Source organism: Mesorhizobium sp. WSM4848 (assembly GCF_055811375.1).
Genome location: NZ_JBVVPX010000013.1, coordinates 22,342 through 41,691 on the forward strand (window position 1 = coordinate 22,342; position 19,350 = coordinate 41,691).

The 19,350-nt window shown below is 63.0% G+C and carries 18 protein-coding genes and 1 pseudogene; 18 read left to right on the plus strand and 1 reads right to left on the minus strand.

Annotated features, from left to right (window positions below):
- Positions 1–2: 2 nt before the first annotated feature.
- From arcA to arcC, 3 genes are read left to right on the plus strand one after another with little or no spacing between them, the layout of a single operon-like run.
- Positions 3–1,229 carry an arginine deiminase gene (gene arcA, locus AC0L16_RS14335; RefSeq protein WP_128245893.1) on the plus strand — a complete coding sequence of 409 codons (1,227 nt, stop codon included), beginning with the start codon at positions 3–5 and terminating at the stop codon, positions 1,227–1,229.
- Positions 1,230–1,261: 32 nt separating this feature from the next.
- Positions 1,262–2,263, plus strand: a complete 1,002-nt coding sequence (locus AC0L16_RS14340; protein WP_473621492.1) for an ornithine carbamoyltransferase — start codon at positions 1,262–1,264, stop codon at positions 2,261–2,263.
- Positions 2,264–2,266: 3 nt separating this feature from the next.
- Complete coding sequence (gene arcC, locus AC0L16_RS14345; RefSeq protein ID WP_473621493.1) at positions 2,267–3,202, plus strand: carbamate kinase; 936 nt, start codon at positions 2,267–2,269, stop codon at positions 3,200–3,202.
- A gap of 44 nt (positions 3,203–3,246) precedes the next feature.
- On the opposite strand, the pseudogene AC0L16_RS14350 reads toward arcC, so the two are convergent.
- A pseudogene (locus AC0L16_RS14350) lies at positions 3,247–3,545 on the minus strand (alcohol dehydrogenase catalytic domain-containing protein); the annotation flags it as partial.
- A gap of 677 nt (positions 3,546–4,222) precedes the next feature.
- Here AC0L16_RS14350 and AC0L16_RS14355 point away from each other — a divergent pair.
- The 15 genes from AC0L16_RS14355 (at position 4,223) to nuoG (ending at position 19,350) form a co-directional block, all read left to right on the plus strand.
- Positions 4,223–4,654, plus strand: coding sequence for a CBS domain-containing protein (locus tag AC0L16_RS14355; RefSeq protein WP_473621479.1), 432 nt, complete (start codon positions 4,223–4,225; stop codon positions 4,652–4,654).
- Between the two features lie 273 nt (positions 4,655–4,927).
- Positions 4,928–5,428, plus strand: coding sequence for an NADH-quinone oxidoreductase subunit J (locus AC0L16_RS14360; RefSeq protein ID WP_023800377.1), 501 nt, complete (start codon positions 4,928–4,930; stop codon positions 5,426–5,428).
- Positions 5,428–5,730, plus strand: coding sequence for an NADH-quinone oxidoreductase subunit NuoK (nuoK, locus tag AC0L16_RS14365; protein WP_023800378.1), 303 nt, complete (start codon positions 5,428–5,430; stop codon positions 5,728–5,730). Before AC0L16_RS14360 ends, nuoK begins: the two co-directional genes overlap by 1 nt.
- 4 nt (positions 5,731–5,734) lie before the next feature.
- Positions 5,735–7,198, plus strand: coding sequence for a monovalent cation/H+ antiporter subunit D family protein (locus tag AC0L16_RS14370; RefSeq protein ID WP_473621494.1), 1,464 nt, complete (start codon positions 5,735–5,737; stop codon positions 7,196–7,198).
- Complete coding sequence (locus AC0L16_RS14375) at positions 7,195–7,449, plus strand: hypothetical protein (protein WP_077376498.1); 255 nt, start codon at positions 7,195–7,197, stop codon at positions 7,447–7,449. Before AC0L16_RS14370 ends, AC0L16_RS14375 begins: the two co-directional genes overlap by 4 nt.
- On the plus strand, positions 7,442–9,202 hold the full coding sequence (locus AC0L16_RS14380; protein WP_473621496.1) for a Na(+)/H(+) antiporter subunit D: 1,761 nt from the start codon (positions 7,442–7,444) through the stop codon (positions 9,200–9,202). The genes AC0L16_RS14375 and AC0L16_RS14380 overlap by 8 nt, the downstream gene beginning before the upstream one ends.
- A gap of 7 nt (positions 9,203–9,209) precedes the next feature.
- Positions 9,210–10,685, plus strand: coding sequence for an NADH-quinone oxidoreductase subunit M (locus AC0L16_RS14385; RefSeq protein ID WP_473621497.1), 1,476 nt, complete (start codon positions 9,210–9,212; stop codon positions 10,683–10,685).
- Positions 10,682–12,121 (plus strand): NADH-quinone oxidoreductase subunit N, encoded by a 1,440-nt coding sequence (locus tag AC0L16_RS14390; protein ID WP_473621498.1) that lies wholly within the window; start codon positions 10,682–10,684, stop codon positions 12,119–12,121. Before AC0L16_RS14385 ends, AC0L16_RS14390 begins: the two co-directional genes overlap by 4 nt.
- A gap of 152 nt (positions 12,122–12,273) precedes the next feature.
- Positions 12,274–12,639 carry an NADH-quinone oxidoreductase subunit A gene (locus AC0L16_RS14395; RefSeq protein WP_287226362.1) on the plus strand — a complete coding sequence of 122 codons (366 nt, stop codon included), beginning with the start codon at positions 12,274–12,276 and terminating at the stop codon, positions 12,637–12,639.
- The gene (locus AC0L16_RS14400; protein ID WP_127208038.1) at positions 12,627–13,130 is read left to right on the plus strand and encodes a NuoB/complex I 20 kDa subunit family protein; all 504 of its coding nucleotides are present in this window, start codon (positions 12,627–12,629) and stop codon (positions 13,128–13,130) included. Before AC0L16_RS14395 ends, AC0L16_RS14400 begins: the two co-directional genes overlap by 13 nt.
- Positions 13,127–13,663, plus strand: coding sequence for an NADH-quinone oxidoreductase subunit C (locus AC0L16_RS14405; protein WP_128179632.1), 537 nt, complete (start codon positions 13,127–13,129; stop codon positions 13,661–13,663). Before AC0L16_RS14400 ends, AC0L16_RS14405 begins: the two co-directional genes overlap by 4 nt.
- A 28-nt stretch (positions 13,664–13,691) precedes the next feature.
- Positions 13,692–14,906, plus strand: coding sequence for an NADH dehydrogenase (quinone) subunit D (gene nuoD / locus AC0L16_RS14410; RefSeq protein ID WP_473621500.1), 1,215 nt, complete (start codon positions 13,692–13,694; stop codon positions 14,904–14,906).
- A gap of 18 nt (positions 14,907–14,924) precedes the next feature.
- Complete coding sequence (locus AC0L16_RS14415; protein WP_065007026.1) at positions 14,925–15,437, plus strand: NADH-quinone oxidoreductase subunit NuoE; 513 nt, start codon at positions 14,925–14,927, stop codon at positions 15,435–15,437.
- 5 nt (positions 15,438–15,442) lie between these two features.
- Positions 15,443–16,708, plus strand: coding sequence for an NADH-quinone oxidoreductase subunit NuoF (gene nuoF, locus AC0L16_RS14420; protein WP_473621501.1), 1,266 nt, complete (start codon positions 15,443–15,445; stop codon positions 16,706–16,708).
- Between the two features lie 32 nt (positions 16,709–16,740).
- Complete coding sequence (nuoG, locus tag AC0L16_RS14425) at positions 16,741–19,350, plus strand: NADH-quinone oxidoreductase subunit NuoG (RefSeq protein WP_473621625.1); 2,610 nt, start codon at positions 16,741–16,743, stop codon at positions 19,348–19,350.

The following is a 19,350-nucleotide window of genomic DNA, read 5'->3' on the forward strand; positions in this document are numbered from 1 at the left end:
CTATGCAACTCGGTGTTCATTCGGAAATCGGCAAGCTCCGCAAAGTGATGGTGTCGCGCCCGTCGCTGGCGCACGAAAGGCTGACGCCGGGTAACTGCCACGATCTCTTGTTCGACGACGTGATCTGGGTGCAGAAGGCACGATCCGATCATGCCGACTTCGTACTTAAAATGAAGGACCGCGGCATCGAGGTTTACGACATCCAGGACCTGCTGACGGAAGTCTTCGACACGGTGCCGGAGGGTCGTAAGTTCGTTCTGGACCGGAGAATAACGGACAATCAGGTCGGTCCCACGCTCTCGCGAATCCTGCGACCATGGCTCGACGAACTGGACGGTCATGCCCTCGCGCGGCACCTGCTCGGCGGAATTGTGCGCGATGACCTACCGGCCGACATGGTGACGCCCATCATGCAAGAGGTGCTGTCAGCGAGCGAGTTTATGGTCCGGCCTGTCCCGAACGCGCTGTTCCAGCGCGACCCGTCCTGCTGGATCTATGGCGGAGTGACCTGCAATCCGATGTTCTGGCCGGCGCGCCAGCCCGAGACGCTTTATCAGCGGGCCGTCTACAAGTTCCATCCCCTTTTCACGAAGAACGAATTCGAGATCTGGTGGGGCGACAGCGACGAGGACTGGGGCAATACCAGCATGGAGGGCGGCGACGTCATGCCGATCGGCAAGGGGGTGGTGCTGATCGGCATGGGCGAGCGCACCACACGGCAGGCGGTGAACCAGGTCGCCAACCGGCTGTTCGCCAAGCAAGCCGCCGAACGCGTTATCGCCTGCGTCATGCCGAAATCGCGGGCGGCGATGCATCTCGACACGGTGTTCACCTGCCTCGATCACGACAAGGTAACCGCCTTCCGCGAGGTAGTCGATGAGATCAACTGCTTCTCGCTGCGTCCAGGCGGCGATGCCGGTCTCGAGATCCATAAGGAGAACAAGCACCTGTTCGATGTCTATAAGGAGGCGCTCGGGCTCGACGACCTGCACGTCATCGGCACCGGAGGCAACGCGTTCGAGCAGGAGCGGGAGCAGTGGGACGACGGCAACAACGTCGTCGCGCTCGAGCCCGGGGTCATCATCGGCTACGACCGCAACACCCACACCAACACGCTGCTGCGCCGCGCAGGCGTCGAGGTCATCACCATCGGAAGCCAGGAACTCGGCCGCGGCCGCGGCGGTGGTCACTGCATGACCTGCCCGATCCTGCGCGACCCTGCCTACTGAGCCTTCGCCAACCAATTTCAGGGAGAAACATCATGGCATTCAATCTCAAGGGCCGCAGCTACCTCAAGATTGCGGATTTCACCCAGCGCGAGATGCTCTACCTGCTCGACCTTTCGCGCGATCTCAAGCGTGCGAAGTACGCCCGTTCCGAGCAGCAGGCGCTGAAGGACAAGAACATCTGCCTGATTTTCGAGAAAACCTCGACGCGCACCCGCTGCGCGTTCGAAGTCGCCGCCCACGACCAGGGCGCCCACATCACCTATCTCGATCCGGGCGGCAGCCAGATCGGCCACAAAGAATCCATGAAGGACACCGCCCGCGTCCTCGGGCGCATGTTCGATGCCATCGAGTACCGTGGCTCCGGTCAGGGATTGGTTGAGGAGCTTGCCCAATACGCCGGCGTGCCGGTCTATAACGGCCTGACCGACGACTGGCACCCCACCCAGATGCTCGCCGATATGCTGACCATGGTCGAGCATGCCGACAAGCCGCGTACCCAGATCTCGTATGCTTTCCTAGGCGACGCACGCAACAATATGGGCAATTCGCTGCTGATGTTGGGCGCGATCATGGGCTGCGACGTGCGCATGGTGGCTCCGAAGGAGAACCAACCGCATGAGGATGTGCGCGAGATGGCAGCCAAGCGCGCCGCCGAGACCGGCGCACGCATCACCATCACCGACGACGTCGCGAAAGGCGTTAAGGGGGTCGACTTTGTGCACACCGACGTCTGGGTGTCGATGGGAGAGGCAAAGGAAGTCTGGAAGAGTCGGATCGAGCTGCTGATGCCCTACCAGGTCAACATGAAGGTGATGAAGGCGACCGGCAACGCGAACGCGAAGTTCATGCACTGCCTGCCGGCCTTCCACAACACCGACACCAAGGTCGGCAAAGAAATGGCCGAGAAGTTCGGTATCACCGAAATGGAGGTAACTGAGGAAGTATTCGAGAGCCCGATGAACATCGCCTTCGAGCAGGCGGAAAACCGCATGCATACGATCAAGGCGATCCTTGTCGCCACGCTGGGGGCCTGAGCCATGGGACGCGTGGTGGTAGCACTCGGCGGCAACGCGCTTTTGAAACGCGGCGAGGACATGACCGCCACGAATCAACGCAAGAATGCCAAGGTCGCAGCCGAAGCCTTGGCGCCGCTATGCCTGGAGCACGAGACCGTCATCACTCACGGAAACGGCCCGCAGGTCGGACTGTTAGCCCTCCAGGAGATCGCTTACGAGGGCGAAGACTCTCCGTTGGATGTGCTCGGGGCAGAGACCGAGGGCATGATCGGCTACATGGTCGAACAGGAACTCGGCAACATCCTGCCGTTCGAAAAGCCGATCGCTACGATTCTGACCATGGTCGAGGTCAACCCCGATGATCCTGCGTTCAAAGACCCGACCAAGTTCATTGGAAAGGTTTACACCGAAGAGGAGGCGAAATCGGAGGCGGCGGCGAAAGGTTGGCAAGTCAAGCCCGACGGCAAGTATTGGCGCCGGGTCGTGGCCTCTCCGCTGCCACAGCGCATTTTCCAGCTCCGCCCGATCAAGTGGCTGCTTGAAAAGGACGCGGTGGTGATCGCCGCCGGCGGGGGCGGCATCCCGACGATGTATGAACCGGGCAAGGAGAGGCATCTGATCGGCGTCGAATGCGTGATCGACAAGGATCGTGCCTCGGCCCTGCTCGCTAAGGAAATCGGGGCGGATTTTTTCGTCGTCGCGACCGACACGGATGCTGTTTATCTCGATTGGGGCAAGCCTGGACAGCGCGCGATTCGCTCGGCTACGCCCGACGCGCTCGACGCCTACACCTTTCCTGCGGGCTCGATGGGGCCGAAAGTCGAGGCGGCGCAGGACTTCGCCCGGGTAACCGGTGGACGCGCCATCATCTGTGCCCTGCCGGATGTGCCCGCCGCGGTGCGAGGTGAAAAAGGTACTACCATCTCCGTCGATGCTGGAGACATTGCCTTCGGCTGAAGCGGGCAGTGCCGCCGCCACGGGGTACATCGGCGGCACGACCATGTACGTTCGCAGACCGAAAAGTTCTTGCGCTTGCACTGGTCACATTCCCCGCAAATGATGGTGAAGGGAACGACGATGCGGTCTCCCTTCCTAAGCGCGCCGTTTACCCCGGATCCAACTTCCACCACCTCACCCATCATTTCGTGGCCCATAATGTCGCCTGGCAGAATTGCCGGAATGAGGTTGTGATAGAGATGCAGGTCCGAGCCGCAGATCGCGCAGCGGGTCCTCGATTTTCGGGATCGGTAACCTCATCGCAACGTATGTCTTCTTTTCCATGCCAAACCAGCGCTCGCATGCTTAATCTCCCGTAGGCCCGGTTCGCGGCGTCGTGAGAGCGAGCTCGGCCGCTTTCCTTCAGGCTGGAATTGGCTTTCTGAGGTCCAACCGCGAGGCAGCATCCATGTTCCCCGCCTCCGTTAAAAAACTTAGGCCGGCTTTTGAAGGTGGCGCTGATGGCAGTGTCGGAGCGTCGAGAAGGCGGTGGCGCCCTGCCGGACATCGTTAAGAAGGTCAATGAAGCGTGCAACGTTCCCGGCTTCGCCGTGGGCGGTGGTGCATGGCGGCAACGTGATGGGGCAGGTTGCGAGTCGGGGTGGAGAAGGTTGGATTTCAGGTGCTCTCCGTCTACCATTTTAGATGTTTAACGGCATGATATTGTTGGATTTTTTTCGGCAAAGAGTCGGAAAAATGGCTCCGGCGTCAGTCCGGGTTCTGACCGCCTTGGTGCCGCGACGCGACAGCCATTACCCGGCGGCTGGCAACAGAGATCGACTGGCGCCACCGGCAAGGCGACCCCTGTAGCAGGCGGCGGTTTGTGTGAGCCAATCATGAAGGCCTACCGCCAGGAAGCACTGGTGCCTGGCGCGCAAGTCGGACTTGAAATATCAAGGCGCGCGGCGCACGATGGGGCAGAAAATGCACCGAGAGGGAGACGGGGCGGAGGCCGGAGCGTAGCAGCGCTTGGAGGAAGCCATGAACGTCAAAGCGATTCTTGAGGACAAGGGTCGAGCCGTCGAGACGATTGGCCCGAACGAGACGCTCGCCGTGGCGATCAACAGGCTCGCCGAACACAGGATCGGCGCACTGGTCGTTACCAATGGTGATCGCAAGGTGGTCGGCATCGTGTCCGAGCGCGACATCGTCTGCGCCATGAACAAGCATGGGGCTGCGGCCCTGGAGCAGAGTGTCCGTCACGCAATGACCGCCAAGGTCAACCTCTGCACCGAGAACCACACGATCAACCAGGTCATGGAGATCATGACCACAGGCCGCTTCCGCCACCTGCCCGTGGTGAAGAACGGCCAACTCGACGGCATTGTCTCGATCGGCGACGTGGTGAAGAAGCGCATCGAGGAGGTCGAGCGCGAGGCCGAAGAGATTATTCACTACATCTGGGCGGGGTAAGCTCGCCAAAGGCCCGCCGTCTGGCCGCGACGTCCTTTTTTCTGGGTTTCTGAAGCCGTGCCGGACCTCCTTCGGCAGCCTGAACAACGGATAGGCAGGCTGCGGATCGCACACCGTATCAGTGAGACTTGGGCATTGCGTAGCGCCAAACCATGTAATCTTGAGAAAAATTCGATACTAGGGCACAATTTGTAGACGCATCTGAAGTGCGCAGCTATCTCAAACCCGGCCGCCTTGCGCCGAGTGACAGATCGCGGCGGAGGGTTGGCGTCGATGGATCAGGCGTTCTTTCTTCTGTTCGCTGCGGCGTCCGTGATCACGGCACTGACCGTGGTCCTGGCGCGGAATCCGGTTCACAGCGCATTGGCGCTGATGGCGTGTTTCCTGCAGATCTCGGCAATCTTCGTCTTGCTCGAGGCACCGTTGCTCGCTGTCATCCAGATCTTCGTCTATGTCGGCGCAATCATGGTCCTGTTCCTGTTCGTGATCATGATGATCGATGTGCGCGAAGCGGTATTGCAGCGGTTCTTGCCGGGCGGCAACCTGCCGGCTCTGGTGCTGCTCGTCCTGCTTGGGGTCGAGATGCTTGTACTGGTGCTCTGGAGCGACCGCTTTTCGGTCACGGAGCCCGTCGCGATGCGCGGCGGCGATCAGATCAGGCAGCTCAGCATGACACTTTTCGCCGACTATCTCCTACCGTTTGAAGCCGCCTCCGTGATCCTGCTGGCGGCCCTGGTCGGCGCCATCGTGCTGGCGCGGAAGGAGCAGGGGTGATGGTTCCGCTCTGGTGGTATATTTTGCTCGGAGTGGTCCTGTTCGTGATCGGAGCGGCGGGCGTGCTGCTCAGGCGCAATATCCTGGTCGTGCTGATGTCGCTGGAGTTGCTGCTCAACTCGGTCAACATCAATTTCATCGCTTTCGGGCGTTACTACGACGATTTCCGCGGGCAGATCTTCGCGATCTTCGTCATCGCAATCACCGCGGCGGAGGTTGCGGTCGCCCTCGGGATTCTGGTCGCCCTCGTGAGGAACAAGTCCACCCTCAAGGTCGACGACGTGACCATGATGAAAGGATAGCGGCTTGGACCCGGTGATATCGATCCGGCCGCTGCTTGCCGTCGCCGTCGCAGGCCTGGCGGCCCTTGCAGTTCTCGTTCTGAACAACCGCGAGAAACTCCGCGATGTCGTCTCGCCCTTGGCCGCGATCGCTATGTTCGCAATTGTCGCCTCGATGGCACCCACGGTGCTGGCCGGCGGGACGGTCGATTTGCGCCTGTTCGAGATTCTGCCGGGGATCGACTTCGCTTTCCGGGTCGATGCGCTCGGCATGGTGTTTGCCACCGTCTCGTCGCTCTTGTGGATCGTGGCGGCGATCTATTCCATCGGCTACATGCGCCACTTGAACGAGCACGCGCAGACCCGGTTCTTCGCCTGCTTCGCCGCCAGTCTCGCGGCGGCCGTCGGGGGCGCCTTCGCCGCCAATCTGTTCACGCTGGTGATCTTCTACGAGGTGCTCAGCCTCGTTACCTATCCGCTCGTCTATCACCACGAGGACGAAGAAGGATGGACGGGTAGCCGCAAGTACCTCGTCTATTTGATGGGGGCATCGAAAAGCGTGCTTCTCGCCGCGCTGGCGCTGACCTACCATCTGGCGGGGTCGCTCGACTTCGTGCCAGGCGGGCTGCTGGCCGGGGTCGATGCCTCGCCGGCGCTGCTGACCGTGGTCTACTTCTGCTATCTGTTCGGCTTCGCCAAGGCCGCGGTGATGCCGATGCACGCCTGGCTGCCTGCCGCGATGGTCGCGCCGACACCGGTCAGCGCACTCTTGCATGCGGTGGCCGTGGTCAAGATGGGCGTGTTCTGCGTGCTGCGGGTGGTGTTCCATGTCTTCGGCACGGGGCTGGTGGACGGGCTGGGGCTCGGCATCGCAACGGCCTATCTGGTCTCGTTCACCATCCTGATGGCGTCCATCTACGCCCTGACGCGGGACGACCTGAAGGCGCGGCTCGCCTATTCGACGGTCAGCCAACTCTCCTACATCGTGCTGGGCGCGGTCCTGCTGTCGCCGGTCGCGATGGTCGGCGGGATCATCCACATTGCGGCGCATGCGTTCTCCAAGATCACGCTCTTTTTCTGCGCCGGGTCGATCTATTGCGCGTCCGGCAAGCGGAACATCAGCGACATGGCCGGCATCGGCCGCAGGCTGCCCTGGACGATGGGCGCGTTCTTCGTGGCCTCGCTCAGCATGATCGGGGTGCCGCCGACCGCGGGCTTCGTCAGCAAGTGGTATCTGGCGCTGGGCTCGGTGGAGGCGGGGGAGATTGCGTTCCTGGTCGTGCTCTTGGTGAGCTCGGTCCTGAACGCCGCCTACTTCCTGCCGGTCAGCTATGTCGCTTTTTTCGGGACGGAGACACAGGAAAGTCCGGCGACGGTCCGTGAAATTCCGATGGTGACGATCCCGCTGGTCGCGACCGCGATCCTGTCGGTGTCGATGGGTATTTTCCCCGGCTATTTTCTCACCCTGGCGGAAGGAGTGGTCAGATGATCAGGCGTGTCGTCGATTTCTTTGGTGAGGCGAGACACGCGGAGCAACGCCGCCGGCTGTTTTATCTGGCGCTCGTTCTGATCGTCATCGCCGATTTTCTGGTCCCCCGCGAACACGCTGAATACCTGTGGGACCGCTTGCCGGGCTGGTCGGCCGTCTATGGCTTCTTGTCCTGCGTCCTGCTGATCTTCGTCTCCAAGTTCCTCGGCCATCAGGGCGGGTTGATGCGGCGCGAGGACTATTATGATTGACTTCGTCCATCCCGCCCTGCTGTTCATTCTTGGCGCCCTGCCGATCCCTTTCCTGAAAGGATCAATCCGCAAGGCCTATCTGATGTTGATTCCCGCGCTGGCGATCCTCGCCGTGCTCACCGTGCAGCCGGGCAGCTACGGCGCGGCGGAGTTCATCGGGCAGGAAATCCTGATTGCGAAGGTCGACAGGCTGAGCATCGTCTTCGCCACCGTTTTCACCATCATGGCGCTGATCGGCATGGTCTATGCGCTGCACCTGACGGGCGCCGGAGAGCATGTGGCGGCGTTCGTCTATGTTGGCAGCGCGCTCGGCGTGGTGTTTGCAGGCGACTACCTGACCCTGTTCCTGTTCTGGGAAGGTATGGCGTTTGCCTCTGCCTATCTGGTCTTTGCCCAGCGCGGCAAGCAGGCGATCCGTGCGGGGTTCCGGTATCTCATGGTCCATATCACCGGCGGCGTCGCCCTGCTGGGTGGCGTCATTCTCCACGGGCTTGCCACAGGTTCGCTGCTCTTCGGCCCGATCGAGGGGGGGATGGGCGTCGCCGCCTACCTGATCCTTGCCGGGTTCATGCTCAACGCCGCGGTGCCGCCTCTCAACGCCTGGCTGACAGACGCCTACCCGGAGGCGACCGTCACCGGAGCGGTGTTCATGAGCGCCTTCACCACCAAGACCGCCGTCTATGTGCTGGCCCGGGCGTTTCCGGGCACCGAGCTTCTCGTTTGGCTCGGCACGGCAATGGCGCTTTACGGCGTCATCTACGCGGTGCTGGAGAACGACTGCCGTCGGCTCCTGGCCTATCACATCGTCAGCCAGGTGGGCTACATGGTGGCGGGCGTCGGCATCGGTACCGAGATGGCGGTGAACGGGGCCTCCAGCCATGCCTTCGCGCATATCCTCTACAAGGCGCTCCTGTTCATGGGTGCGGGGGCGGTGATCCACGTCACCGGGCGGCGCAAGCTCACGGAGCTCGGCGGGCTCTACAGGACTATGCCGCTGACCGTGGCGCTCTACATGGTCGGCGCCTTCGCAATCTCGGCATTTCCGTTCTTCTCGGGCTTCGTGACCAAATCGATGGTGGTGGCCGCCGCCGGGCAGGATCACCGCGCGCTGGTGGTGCTGGCGCTGACGATGGCGTCGTCGGGGACCTTCCTGCACACTGGGCTCAAGCTCCCGTATTACATGTTCTTCGGCACGGACCGGAAACTGGAGGCGCGGGAGCCGCCCCGCAACATGCTGGTTGCGATGGGCATGGCTGCGGTGCTGTGCATCGCGATCGGGGTGTTCCCCCAGCCACTTTACGCGCTGCTGCCCCATCCAGTCGACTTCGAACCCTACACCGGCGTCCATATCACCGAGAGCCTCGGCATACTGATGTTCACCGCATTGGGTTTCGTGCTGTTCCTCAGGGCGCTCGACCCCGAGAACACGATCAGCATCGACACCGACTGGTTCTACCGCAAAGGCGCGCGGCACTTCAAGTGGCTCGCCGAAAAACCGCTGGCGCGTTACGAGAAGGCGGTGAGCGACATCTCCGAGACCGCGGTGCTGCCCTTCCTGCACGGAACCGCACGGGCCGGACTGCGGATCGATCTCAACGGTGTGGACGCCGTCGTCAACGGCGTCGCCCGCTCGATCCTGCGCGGTGGCGGCGCGCTGCGGCAGATGCAGACCGGCGTCGTGACCCATTACGCGCTGGCCATGATCGTCGGTGTGATCGCAGCCATCGCCGTTTTCGCCGTGGTGTGGCGGTAGGGGTGCGATGGCGTTCCCGCTGCTTAGCCTCATCGTGTTCATGCCCGCCGCCGGGGCAGCGGTTCTGATGCTTCTCCGCAACGACGATCAGGTGCGATGGACGGCGCTGGGCGTCACCGTCCTCGACTTCGCTCTCTGCATCGTCATGCTGGCCGGCTTTGAAACCACTACCCACGAGATGCAGTTCACCGAGACGCGCCCCTGGGTGCCCGCGCTCGGAATCACTTACGCGCTCGGCATCGACGGAATCAGCGCGCTCTTTGTATTCCTGACTGCGTTATTGGGCTGGATCTGCGTGCTCGCCTCGTGGGTCGCGATCGACCGCAAGGTGAAGGAGTTCATGGTCAGCCTGCTGGCCATGCAGGCGCTGATGCTGGGGGTGTTCTGCGCGCTCGACCTGTTCCTGTTCTACGTCTTCTGGGAGGCGATGCTGATCCCGATGTACGTGATCATCGGCGTCTGGGGTGGCGACGGCCGGGTCTATGCGGCGTTCAAATTCTTCCTCTACACGCTGGCGGGCAGCCTTCTGTTCCTGATCGGTGTCATCGTGCTCTATTTCCACGGCGGCGAGACTTTCGACATCCTCGCCCTGACGGCGCAGGATTTGCCGTTCCGGGTTCAGTCCTGGCTGTTCTTTGCCTTCCTGATCGCCTTCGCAGTCAAGGTGCCGATGGTCCCGGTCCATACCTGGCTGCCGGACGCCCATGTGCAGGCGCCGACGGCGGGTAGCATCATCCTCGCCGGCGTTCTCCTGAAGATGGGCGCCTACGGCTTCCTGCGGTTCTCGCTGCCGATGCTGCCGGAGGCAACGCTGTATTATTCGACGCTAATGCTTTCGCTTTCGGCGCTCGCAATCGTCTATGGCGGGTTACTCGCGCTGGCGCAGGACGACCTCAAGAAGCTGGTGGCCTATTCCAGCATCAGCCACATGGGTTTCGTGACGCTGGGTATTTTCACGTTGAACCTCCGCGGGCTCGAGGGCGGCATCCTGCAAATGTTCAATCATGGCGTAACGACGGGCGCGTTGTTCCTGTTCGTCGGCCTGATCTACGAGCGGACCCATACCCGCAGCATCGCGGATTATGGCGGGCTGATGAAGGCGGCGCCGGTCTATACCGCGTTTCTTGCGCTGTTCACCCTGTCGTCGATGGCGCTGCCGGGAACGAATTCGTTCGTGGGCGAGTTGCTGGTGCTGTCGGGCGCGTTTGCGGCCAATCTGGCCGTCGGCGCGGCCGCCGTTTTGGGGGCACTGCTGGGCGCGGCCTATCTGCTTGGCATGTACAGGAAAGTCGCGCTTGGTCCAGCCAGCATCGGCGTGCGGTTCAAGATTCGCGACGTAAACGCCCGCGAACTGGTGACGATCCTGCCGCTGGCGGTCTTCGTGCTCTGGGTCGGGCTCTATCCGAAACCTTTTCTCAGCATCATCGGGCCTTCGGTGAGGCATCTGCTCACGCAGGTGCATTCTAACGGGGGCGGCCAATGACCGCTGCCACGCTTTTCCAGTCGATCCTAGCGAGCCTGCCCGAGATCGTGGTGGTCACTGGGGCCTGCATCTTGCTGATTCTGGGACAGCTTGTGCCAAAGGGACAGGGGTATTTCCTCGTCTGGGCTTCCGCTGCAACCGTGCTGGTTGCGGCCCTGGCGACACTGTTACTGGCGGGCGAGGTGCGGCCGGCCTATTCGGGCATGTTTATCGCCGACCGCTTCGCGGTCTTCTTCAAGATGGTGTTCTATCTTTCGACCATCCTGACGTTCCTCCTGTCGCGAAAATATGCCGAGATCGAGGAGATCGCGTTGAGCGAATACTATGTCCTGCTGCTCTTTGCGCTTTCCGGCATGATGATCATGGCCTCGGCAACCGATCTTCTGTCGATCTATGTCGGCCTCGAGCTGATGGCGCTCTCGACCTATGTGCTCACCGGCTTCCTCAGGAAGGAGCGGCGGTCGAACGAGGCGGCCCTGAAATACGTGGTTCTCGGCGGGGTCTCGACGGGAATCTTCCTCTACGGCGTCTCGCTGATCTACGGGATCACCGGCACGACGCAGCTGGACGGGATGGCTGCGGCGGTGACCGGCGACCCGCTCGATCCCGGATTGCTCCTGGCGGTGGTCTTCATCGTCGCGGGGCTGGTCTTCAAGGTCGGCGCGGTGCCGTTCCACATGTGGGTGCCGGACGTCTATGAAGGCGCGCCGACGACGATCACCGCCTTCATGTCAGTGGGCCCCAAGGCGGCGGGGTTCGCGGTGATCCTGCGCGTGTTCCTCAACCCACTGGTCGCCGCTTCCGACGCCTGGATCATCGTCGCGGTGATCGCGGTGGTGACGATGGCGCTCGGCAGCTTCGTGGCGCTGGTGCAGGACAATTTCAAGCGCCTGCTCGCCTATTCCAGCATCGCCCATGCGGGCTTCGCGCTCTTCGGCGTGGTGGCGGGTGGCGCCGACGGGATTGCCGGCGTGATGCTCTACCTGCTGATCTACGCCTTCATGAATCTCGGTATCTTCGGCATCGTCATCATGATGCGGAATGGCGATTTCTCCGGCGAGGTCATCGAGGACTACGCCGGCTTCGCCAAGTCGCATCGCGGGCTGGCGCTTCTGATGCTGCTCTACCTGTTCTCGCTCGCCGGCATTCCGCCGACAGCCGGGTTCTTCGCCAAGTTCTACGTGCTGGTGGCGCTCGTCGAGCGGGGTTTCGTTACGCTGGCGGTGATCGCGGTGCTGCTGAGCGCCGTCGCCGCCTACTTCTACATCCGCATCGTCATGGTGATCTACATGCGCGAGCCGGAGCGCGCGTTCGAGCCTGCCCTGACGCCGTCCGTCCGCGCCACGCTCGCCTTGACCGCCGCCGGCACCATCGGCATCGGACTGTTTCCGGCGTGGTTTCTGAGGCTTGCCCAGAGTTCCGTGTTCGGCGGTTGACTACGATTGGATTTGCAATGAACCGGCCAACCGAATACTCTTGGCGCTACGAAAGGATGCCCTAGTCGCTGCACGAGGGCCGCACCGCCGGCCAGAAGATTGGTCGGTCGCAGCTTGAGCAAGCCCTCGGTGAGTGACCGGGGCAGCGCGACATGACTGGAATGGAATTCCTGCCGGTTCTCTTCATGGTCGCCGGAATTGTCCTGGTGGCCGTGGCGACGCTGTACGTCTCCTCGCTCCTGCGCCCGTCCAACCCCTATCCCGCGAAGAACATGCCCTACGAGTGCGGTATGGACCCGGCCGGCGAGGCCGCCGGGGGCCGCTTTAGGGTGCAGTTCTTCATCCTAGCAATCCTGCTGGTGGTGTTCGACGTCGAGGCGATGTTCCTGTTTCCCTGGGCGGTCGTGCTGAAGGAGATCGGGCTCGTCGGCTATGTCGAGATGTTTGTCTTCATGCTGCTGCTCATCGTGGGCTTCGCCTACGCCTGGCTGAAAGGAGCGCTGGAATGGGAGGAGTAGGCGAAACGATTCGCGACAGCGTGCTGTTCACCACCGCCGACAGCGTCATCAGCTGGAGCCGGCGGTCGGCGCTCTGGCCCGAGACCTTCGGGATTGCCTGCTGCGCCATCGAGATGATTTCGGCCGGCTGCGCCCGCTACGACCTCGACCGCTTCGGCGTGGTGTTTCGACCTTCGCCGCGCCAGTCCGACGTGATGATCATCGCCGGCACGGTGACGCGGAAGTTCGCTCCGGTCGTGCGCCGGCTCTTCGACCAGATGCCGGAGCCACGCTGGGTCATCGCCATGGGCACCTGCGCGATCTCGGGCGGGGTCTACAACACTTACGCCGTGGTGCAGGGGGCGGAGACTTTCGTGCCGGTGGACGTGCATGTGCCCGGCTGCCCGCCGCGGCCCGAGGCACTGATGCATGGCATCCTTCTGCTCCAAGAGAAGATCAAGAGGTCCCGCGCGCTGGCCGGGACGCCTCTGGATCGGGTTGTAGCGTCATGAGCGTGGAGACGTCCCTCATCCGCACCCTGATCGCGGAACGTTTCGGGGGGGAAATCGAGGAGCTTGGCTTCTCGCATGGGGTTCACGCTTTCGCCTCACCGCCTGACATGATCGTCGAGCTCTGCCAATTCCTGAAGGGCCATCCGACGCTGCGGTTCGATTTCCTGTCCGACATCTGCGGGGTCGACCATTATCCCGAAACGCTGCGCTACGAGGCGGTGTACCACCTCTATTCGCTGCCGAACAAATGGCGCGTTCGGATCAAATGCCGCCTCGGCGATCCGCCCCGGGTCCCGTCGGTGACGGGGGTCTGGCGGACCGCCAACTGGCACGAGCGCGAGGCCTGGGACATGTATGGCATCCGGTTCGAGGGCCATCCCGACCTGCGCCGGATCTACATGTGGGAAGGCTTCGAGGGCTTTCCGCAGCGCAAGGACTTTCCGCTCCGGGGCTACAAGGACACGCTGAACCCGTTTGGCGCGGAAGGCCCGCCGCCGACGCAGCCCGATCTCGCCACCAAGGACATTCCATAAGGGAGGCCGTTCGACGCCGGGAAATGAGATGACCGAAGTCACGGAACTGAGCAGGCCGGCAGGTGAAGCGCTCGACACAAAGGAGGTGCTTCTCAACCTCGGCCCCCAGCATCCCAGCACGCATGGGGTGCTGCGGCTCGTCCTTGAGTTGGACGGCGAGTATGTCGCGCGCGTGGACCCACACATCGGCTACCTCCACCGCGGCACCGAAAAGCTGGCCGAGAGCTTCACTTACACCCAGATTTTTCCGCTAACCGACCGGCTCGACTACCTCTGCCCGCCCTCGAACAACCTCGCTTTCGCGCTAGCGGTGGAGAAGCTCCTGGGCATCGAAGCGCCGATCCGCGCGCAATATATCCGCGTGCTGATGGCCGAACTCGCGCGGATCTCCGGTCACCTCCTGATCACCGGCGCGTTGCCGATGGACCTGGGCGCCATGACCGCGTTGGTTTACGCCATGCGCGAGCGTGAAATGATCATGGACCTGTTGGAGATGATCAGCGGGGCGCGGATGCACACCTCCTTCTGCCGGGTCGGGGGTGTGCGCGAGGACCTGCCCGACGGGTTCTTCCCCAAGATCAGGGAGTTCTGCGACATCTTCCCGAACCGGATCCGCGATTATGAACGGCTGATCGAGAACAACCGGGTGTTCCTGAAGCGCACACGAGGGATCGGCGTGATCTCCGCCGAGGACGGCATCGATCTTGGCCTAAGCGGCCCGAACCTGCGGGCCTCGGGCGTCGACTGGGACATCCGCCGCGACGAGCCTTATGAGATCTACGACCGGTTGGCTTTCAACGTCATTACCCGCGATGAGGGTGATTGCTACGCGCGCTGGCAATGCCGCGTCGAGGAGATGCGCGAGAGCGTCCGGATCATCGAGCAATGCCTTGACCAGATGCCCGAGGGGCCGTTCCAGATCGATATGCCGACCATCGCTTTCCCAGTGGATAAGGACAGGGTGCACTGCTCGATGGAGGCGCTGATCCAGCATTTCGACCTCTCGGCCTATGGCTTCAAGGTGCCGAAGGGCGAGGTCTATTCGGCGATCGAGGCGCCAAAGGGCGAACTCGGGTTCTACATCATCAGCGACGGGTCGCAAAAACCGTTCCGGATGAAAGTGCGGGCACCGTCATTCGTCAACCTTCAGGGACTGTTCGGGGTCGGCAATGCCCGCTACCTGGCGGACATGATCGCCGTGCTGGGCAGCCTCGACCCTGTGATGGCCGAGGTGGACAAGTAGCAGGAGATTTTGGACGCGATGAACATGCGCGAACAGATCGAGGCGGCGGCGGCGCGGTATCCCGACCAGCGCTCGGCGATCATGCCCGCGCTTCTGATCGCGCAGAAGGAACATGGCCATCTACCCGGCCCGGTGTTGGAAGAGGTCTCCGACATCCTCGGTGTCGAGCGGGTCTGGGTCTACGAATTGGCGACCTTCTACACCCTCTTCCATACCGAGCCGGTGGGTCTGTTCCACTTGCAACTCTGCGACAACCTATCCTGTATGCTGCGCCGATCCGAGGACCTGCTGAGGCATCTGGAGACTGTGCTGGGGATCGAAAAGGGCGGCACGACCCCGGACGGGCTGTTCACGCTTTCGACCGTCGAATGCCTCGGCGCTTGCGAGATGGCCCCGGTGATGCAGGTCGGCGACGACTATCACGGCGACCTCGACATTGCACGGATCGACGCGCTCTTGGACAGGCTGCGCGCGGCGGCAGGGCAAGCGACTGGCGCCGAACTCGCCGCCGCAGGACCGCCGGGTGAATAGCCGCCATGTTCGAACCGGTCCTTCTCAGAAACATGGACGTGCCGGATGGCCATCTGCTTTCGAGCTATGAGGCCGGCGGCGGCTACCAGGCGCTGGCGAAGGCGCTGCGCGAGCACACGCCCGACGAGATCATCGACCTCGTCAAGCAATCGAACCTGCGCGGTCGCGGCGGCGCCGGATTCCCGACGGGGTTGAAATGGAGCTTCGTGCCAAAACGGGCCGACAAGCCGAAATACCTGTGCTGCAACGCCGATGAGGGCGAGCCCGGCACGTTCAAGGACCGGATCATCATGGAGCGTGATCCGCACCAGCTTATCGAGGGCATGGCGATCAGCGCCTACGCGATCGGGGCGGAAACCGCCTATGTCTACATCCGCGGGGAATACGTGCTGGCGATCCACCGGCTGGAGCAGGCGATCGCCGAGGCCCATGCGAAGGGTTATCTGGGAACACGGATTCTGGGCTTGGATTTCAATTTCGTCGTGCACATCCATTGCGGCGCCGGCGCATATATCTGCGGCGAGGAGACGGCGATGCTCGACTCGCTCGAAGGCAAGCGGGCGCAGCCCCGTCTGAAACCGCCTTTTCCGGCGGTCGCGGGGCTCTACGCCAGCCCGACCGTGATCAACAATGTCGAGACGCTGGTCTGCGTGCCGCATATTGTGGCGCGGGGGCCGGACTGGTTTCGCGGCATCGGCCCTGACAAGAGCCCCGGTCCGAAGCTTTATTGCCTCAGCGGGCACGTGCGGAAACCGGGCCTTTACGAACTGCCGATGGGCATATCGCTGCGTGAACTGGTCGAGGACCGCGCGGGCGGGCCGCCGCCGGGGCGCAGGATCAAGGCGGTGATCCCCGGCGGGGTCTCGGCGCCGCTGATCCCGGAGCGCGGGCTGGATGTCGGGATGGACTTCGACTCGCTGGCTGCGGTCGGCTCGATGCTTGGCTCGGCAGGGGTGATTGTAATCGACGACTCGACCTGCATGGTCAAGGTCGCCACCCGGATCATCGAGTTCTTCCACCACGAGTCCTGCGGCAAGTGCACGCCGTGCCGCGAAGGGCTCAACTGGGTTGTGAAAGTGCTGCGCCGGGTCGAGGCGGGACAGGGCGTGCCGGAGGATCTGGAACAGCTGGAGGCGCTCTGCAAGGGCATTTTCGGCAACACGTTCTGCGCTCTGGGCGATGGCGCGGCTATGGGGCTGCGGGCGGCACTGGCGCATTTCGAGCATGAATTCGTCGCCCATATCGAGGAGGGCAGGTGCTCGTTTCACTAAGGAGCGCGCAGGGAGAAGGCCGCAAGAAAGTCATGGTTAGCGTCACGATCGATGAACAAACGCTGGAAGTGGAGGCAGGCTCTACGGTGCTGCAGGCTGCCGAGCGTTTGGGCATCGAAATCCCGACCTTCTGCTATCTGAAGCGGCTGCCGGCGCTGGCCTCCTGCCGCATGTGCCTGGTGGAGATCGAAGGGCAGCGGCGGCTGCAGCCTTCCTGCGCCACCGCGGTCACCGACGGCATGGTGGTGCGGACTAACACGCCGCTGATCGACGAAACGCGCTCTTCCATGCTCGACATGCTGCTTGCCAACCACCCCCTCGACTGCCCGATCTGTGACAAGGGCGGCGAGTGCGAGCTTCAGGACATGGTGATGGCATACGGGCCCCGGGAAAGCCGATTCCGCGATGCCAAACGTGTGTTCCACTCCGAGGACATCCGTCTCAGCCCGGTCATCATCATGAACGTCAACCGCTGCATCCAGTGCCAGCGCTGCGTCCGGATGTGCGAGGAGGTCGTCGGCGCAGTCGCCCTGGGCACCGTCGAGAAAGGCATGGATACCGCCGTCACCGGCTTCGAGGGTAGTCTCGCGAGTTGCGACCAGTGCGGCAATTGCGTCGAGGTCTGCCCGGTCGGCGCGCTGATGAGCTTCCCCTATCGCTACAAGGCACGGCCCTGGGATCTGGTCGAGACCGACACGGTCTGCCCGCATTGCGGCACCGGCTGCCAGCTCACCGTCGGCGCGCGCAAGGGCGAGTTCATGCGGGTCCGCTCGAAGTGGGAGCATGGCGTCAATCGCGAAACGCTCTGTGTGCGGGGGCGCTTCGGCCTCGACTTCGTCGGTAGCCGGGACCGGATCAAGCGGCCGATGATCCGTCGTGACGGCGCACTGGTTCCGGTTTCCTGGGACGAAGCCGGGGACTATCTGCGCCGAGGCCTGTCGGCCGTCGAGAGCAAGGCTGCGGGCGGGCTGGCCTCGCCGCGCCTGCCCAACGAGGTGCTTTATCAGTTCCAGAAGCTGATGCGGACGGTATTCCGGACCAACAACATCGACTGCTCGTCGCGCTGGTCTACGCCCTTCGAGACGCTCGGCCCGTTGGTGGCGGGCTTCTACAGCCGCGCGCCGCTGGAGGAGGTGATCGGCCACGACTGCGTGCTTGTCGTCGGTGGCAACGTGACCGACGAGAACCCGGTCACTGAATACCTGCTGCGAGACAGCGCCCGGCGGCGGCAGACCGGGTTGCTCATGCTCTCGGCGCGGCCATCCCGGCTGGACGCCGATGCCCAAGCGGTCGTTCGCGTTGCTCCGGGCGCTGAGGCTGCGGCCCTTGCAGCAGTGGTGGCCGGTCTCGTGGCGGCGGCCGGCCAAGCCCTGACGAGCGAGGTTCTTGCGGGAGTCGGCGCGACAACCGGCTGGGCAGCAGCGACCACCGGCAGCGACGGGCCGGACCGTCTAGCCGCTGCGCTGCTGGACGGCGGGAGCGTCGCTGTGCTTGTCAGCGCCGACCTCCTGAGGCTTTCCGAAGCGCGCGCAACGCTGCAGCAGCTCACCAACCTGTTGCGGGTTCTCCGCGTGCTCGGCAAGGGCCCGGCGATGCAGTTCCTCTTCGACCGAGCCAACCAGCTGGGCGCCTGGGACATGGGGGTTCTGCCGGCGGCCCTGCCGGGGCTGCGCCCGGTCGGCGATCACACGGCGCGCACAGCTCTCATACGGGCCTGGGGCGCCGAAATTCCGCCTGAGCCGGGCGCGGATCTCGACGCAATGCTGGCGCTTTGTGACAAGGGGCGGGTAGGCGCGCTTTATATCGTCGGAAGCGACCCCCTGATGACCTATCCCGACCGGGGATTCGTCAAGCGGGCGCTTGATGCCACCGATCTCCTGATCGTGCAGGACACCTTCCTCACCGATACCGTGGGTCTGGCCGATGTCGTCCTGCCTGCGGCGGGTTATGGCGAGGAATCCGGCACCTTCACCAACAACGAGGGCCGGATCCAGGCGGTCCGCAAGTTCCGCGAACCCGCCTTCGAGGCGCGGGGCAATCTGGCGATCTTCGACTTCGTCGCAGCGCTCCGCAACCAGGCATTGCAACCGTCGATGCAAGGCGAAATCTTCCGCGAGATTGCCCGGCTGGTTCCGGCCTACCAAGGGCTGACGGACGGGCTTGGAGCCGACGGAGCATTCACCACGGCGGACCTGACGCCGCCGGCTGGCGAGTTCTTCGCCTCTCCGCCTAACCCGAATGCGGCCGACCGGCTCATGTTGGTCACCGGCAACTGCCTGTTCCACAATGGATATCTTTCCGAACGCTCGGAGATCCTGAATACGGTGGCGGATGACCCATATGTTGAGACGAGCGCGTGGGACGCCGCGCAGCTTGGCCTTTCGGATCGCGATCAGGTGATCGTACGATCCACCCAGGGCGAACTGAGGGCGCAGCTCAAGGTCAATAGGCATTTTCCCCCGGGCCTCGTGTTCGTGCCGGAAAACTATAGAGACCTGCGTCTCAACAGCCTTATGCGGCGGGGCGAATACCCTTGTCCGGTGGAGGTTCAAAAGGCGCACGCTGCCTTCGCCACCGGAGTCGAGGCGCGCCCTGAAAGTCGCGGCCGAGGCGTTGCCGAGTTTCCGGGCAGTTCACCCTAA

What these genes read in the sequence shown, in the direction of transcription:
- arcA (WP_128245893.1), top strand. Translation starts at nt 3, where the DNA reads ATGCAACTCGGTGTTCATTCGGAAATCGGCAAGCTCCGCAAAGTGATG.
- AC0L16_RS14340 (WP_473621492.1), top strand. Translation starts at nt 1,262, where the DNA reads ATGGCATTCAATCTCAAGGGCCGCAGCTACCTCAAGATTGCGGATTTC.
- arcC (WP_473621493.1), top strand. Translation starts at nt 2,267, where the DNA reads ATGGGACGCGTGGTGGTAGCACTCGGCGGCAACGCGCTTTTGAAACGC.
- AC0L16_RS14355 (WP_473621479.1), top strand. Translation starts at nt 4,223, where the DNA reads ATGAACGTCAAAGCGATTCTTGAGGACAAGGGTCGAGCCGTCGAGACG.
- AC0L16_RS14360 (WP_023800377.1), top strand. Translation starts at nt 4,928, where the DNA reads ATGGATCAGGCGTTCTTTCTTCTGTTCGCTGCGGCGTCCGTGATCACG.
- nuoK (WP_023800378.1), top strand. Translation starts at nt 5,428, where the DNA reads ATGGTTCCGCTCTGGTGGTATATTTTGCTCGGAGTGGTCCTGTTCGTG.
- AC0L16_RS14375 (WP_077376498.1), top strand. Translation starts at nt 7,195, where the DNA reads ATGATCAGGCGTGTCGTCGATTTCTTTGGTGAGGCGAGACACGCGGAG.
- AC0L16_RS14380 (WP_473621496.1), top strand. Translation starts at nt 7,442, where the DNA reads ATGATTGACTTCGTCCATCCCGCCCTGCTGTTCATTCTTGGCGCCCTG.
- AC0L16_RS14385 (WP_473621497.1), top strand. Translation starts at nt 9,210, where the DNA reads ATGGCGTTCCCGCTGCTTAGCCTCATCGTGTTCATGCCCGCCGCCGGG.
- AC0L16_RS14390 (WP_473621498.1), top strand. Translation starts at nt 10,682, where the DNA reads ATGACCGCTGCCACGCTTTTCCAGTCGATCCTAGCGAGCCTGCCCGAG.
- AC0L16_RS14395 (WP_287226362.1), top strand. Translation starts at nt 12,274, where the DNA reads ATGACTGGAATGGAATTCCTGCCGGTTCTCTTCATGGTCGCCGGAATT.
- AC0L16_RS14400 (WP_127208038.1), top strand. Translation starts at nt 12,627, where the DNA reads ATGGGAGGAGTAGGCGAAACGATTCGCGACAGCGTGCTGTTCACCACC.
- AC0L16_RS14405 (WP_128179632.1), top strand. Translation starts at nt 13,127, where the DNA reads ATGAGCGTGGAGACGTCCCTCATCCGCACCCTGATCGCGGAACGTTTC.
- nuoD (WP_473621500.1), top strand. Translation starts at nt 13,692, where the DNA reads ATGACCGAAGTCACGGAACTGAGCAGGCCGGCAGGTGAAGCGCTCGAC.
- AC0L16_RS14415 (WP_065007026.1), top strand. Translation starts at nt 14,925, where the DNA reads ATGAACATGCGCGAACAGATCGAGGCGGCGGCGGCGCGGTATCCCGAC.
- nuoF (WP_473621501.1), top strand. Translation starts at nt 15,443, where the DNA reads ATGTTCGAACCGGTCCTTCTCAGAAACATGGACGTGCCGGATGGCCAT.
- nuoG (WP_473621625.1), top strand. Translation starts at nt 16,741, where the DNA reads ATGGTTAGCGTCACGATCGATGAACAAACGCTGGAAGTGGAGGCAGGC.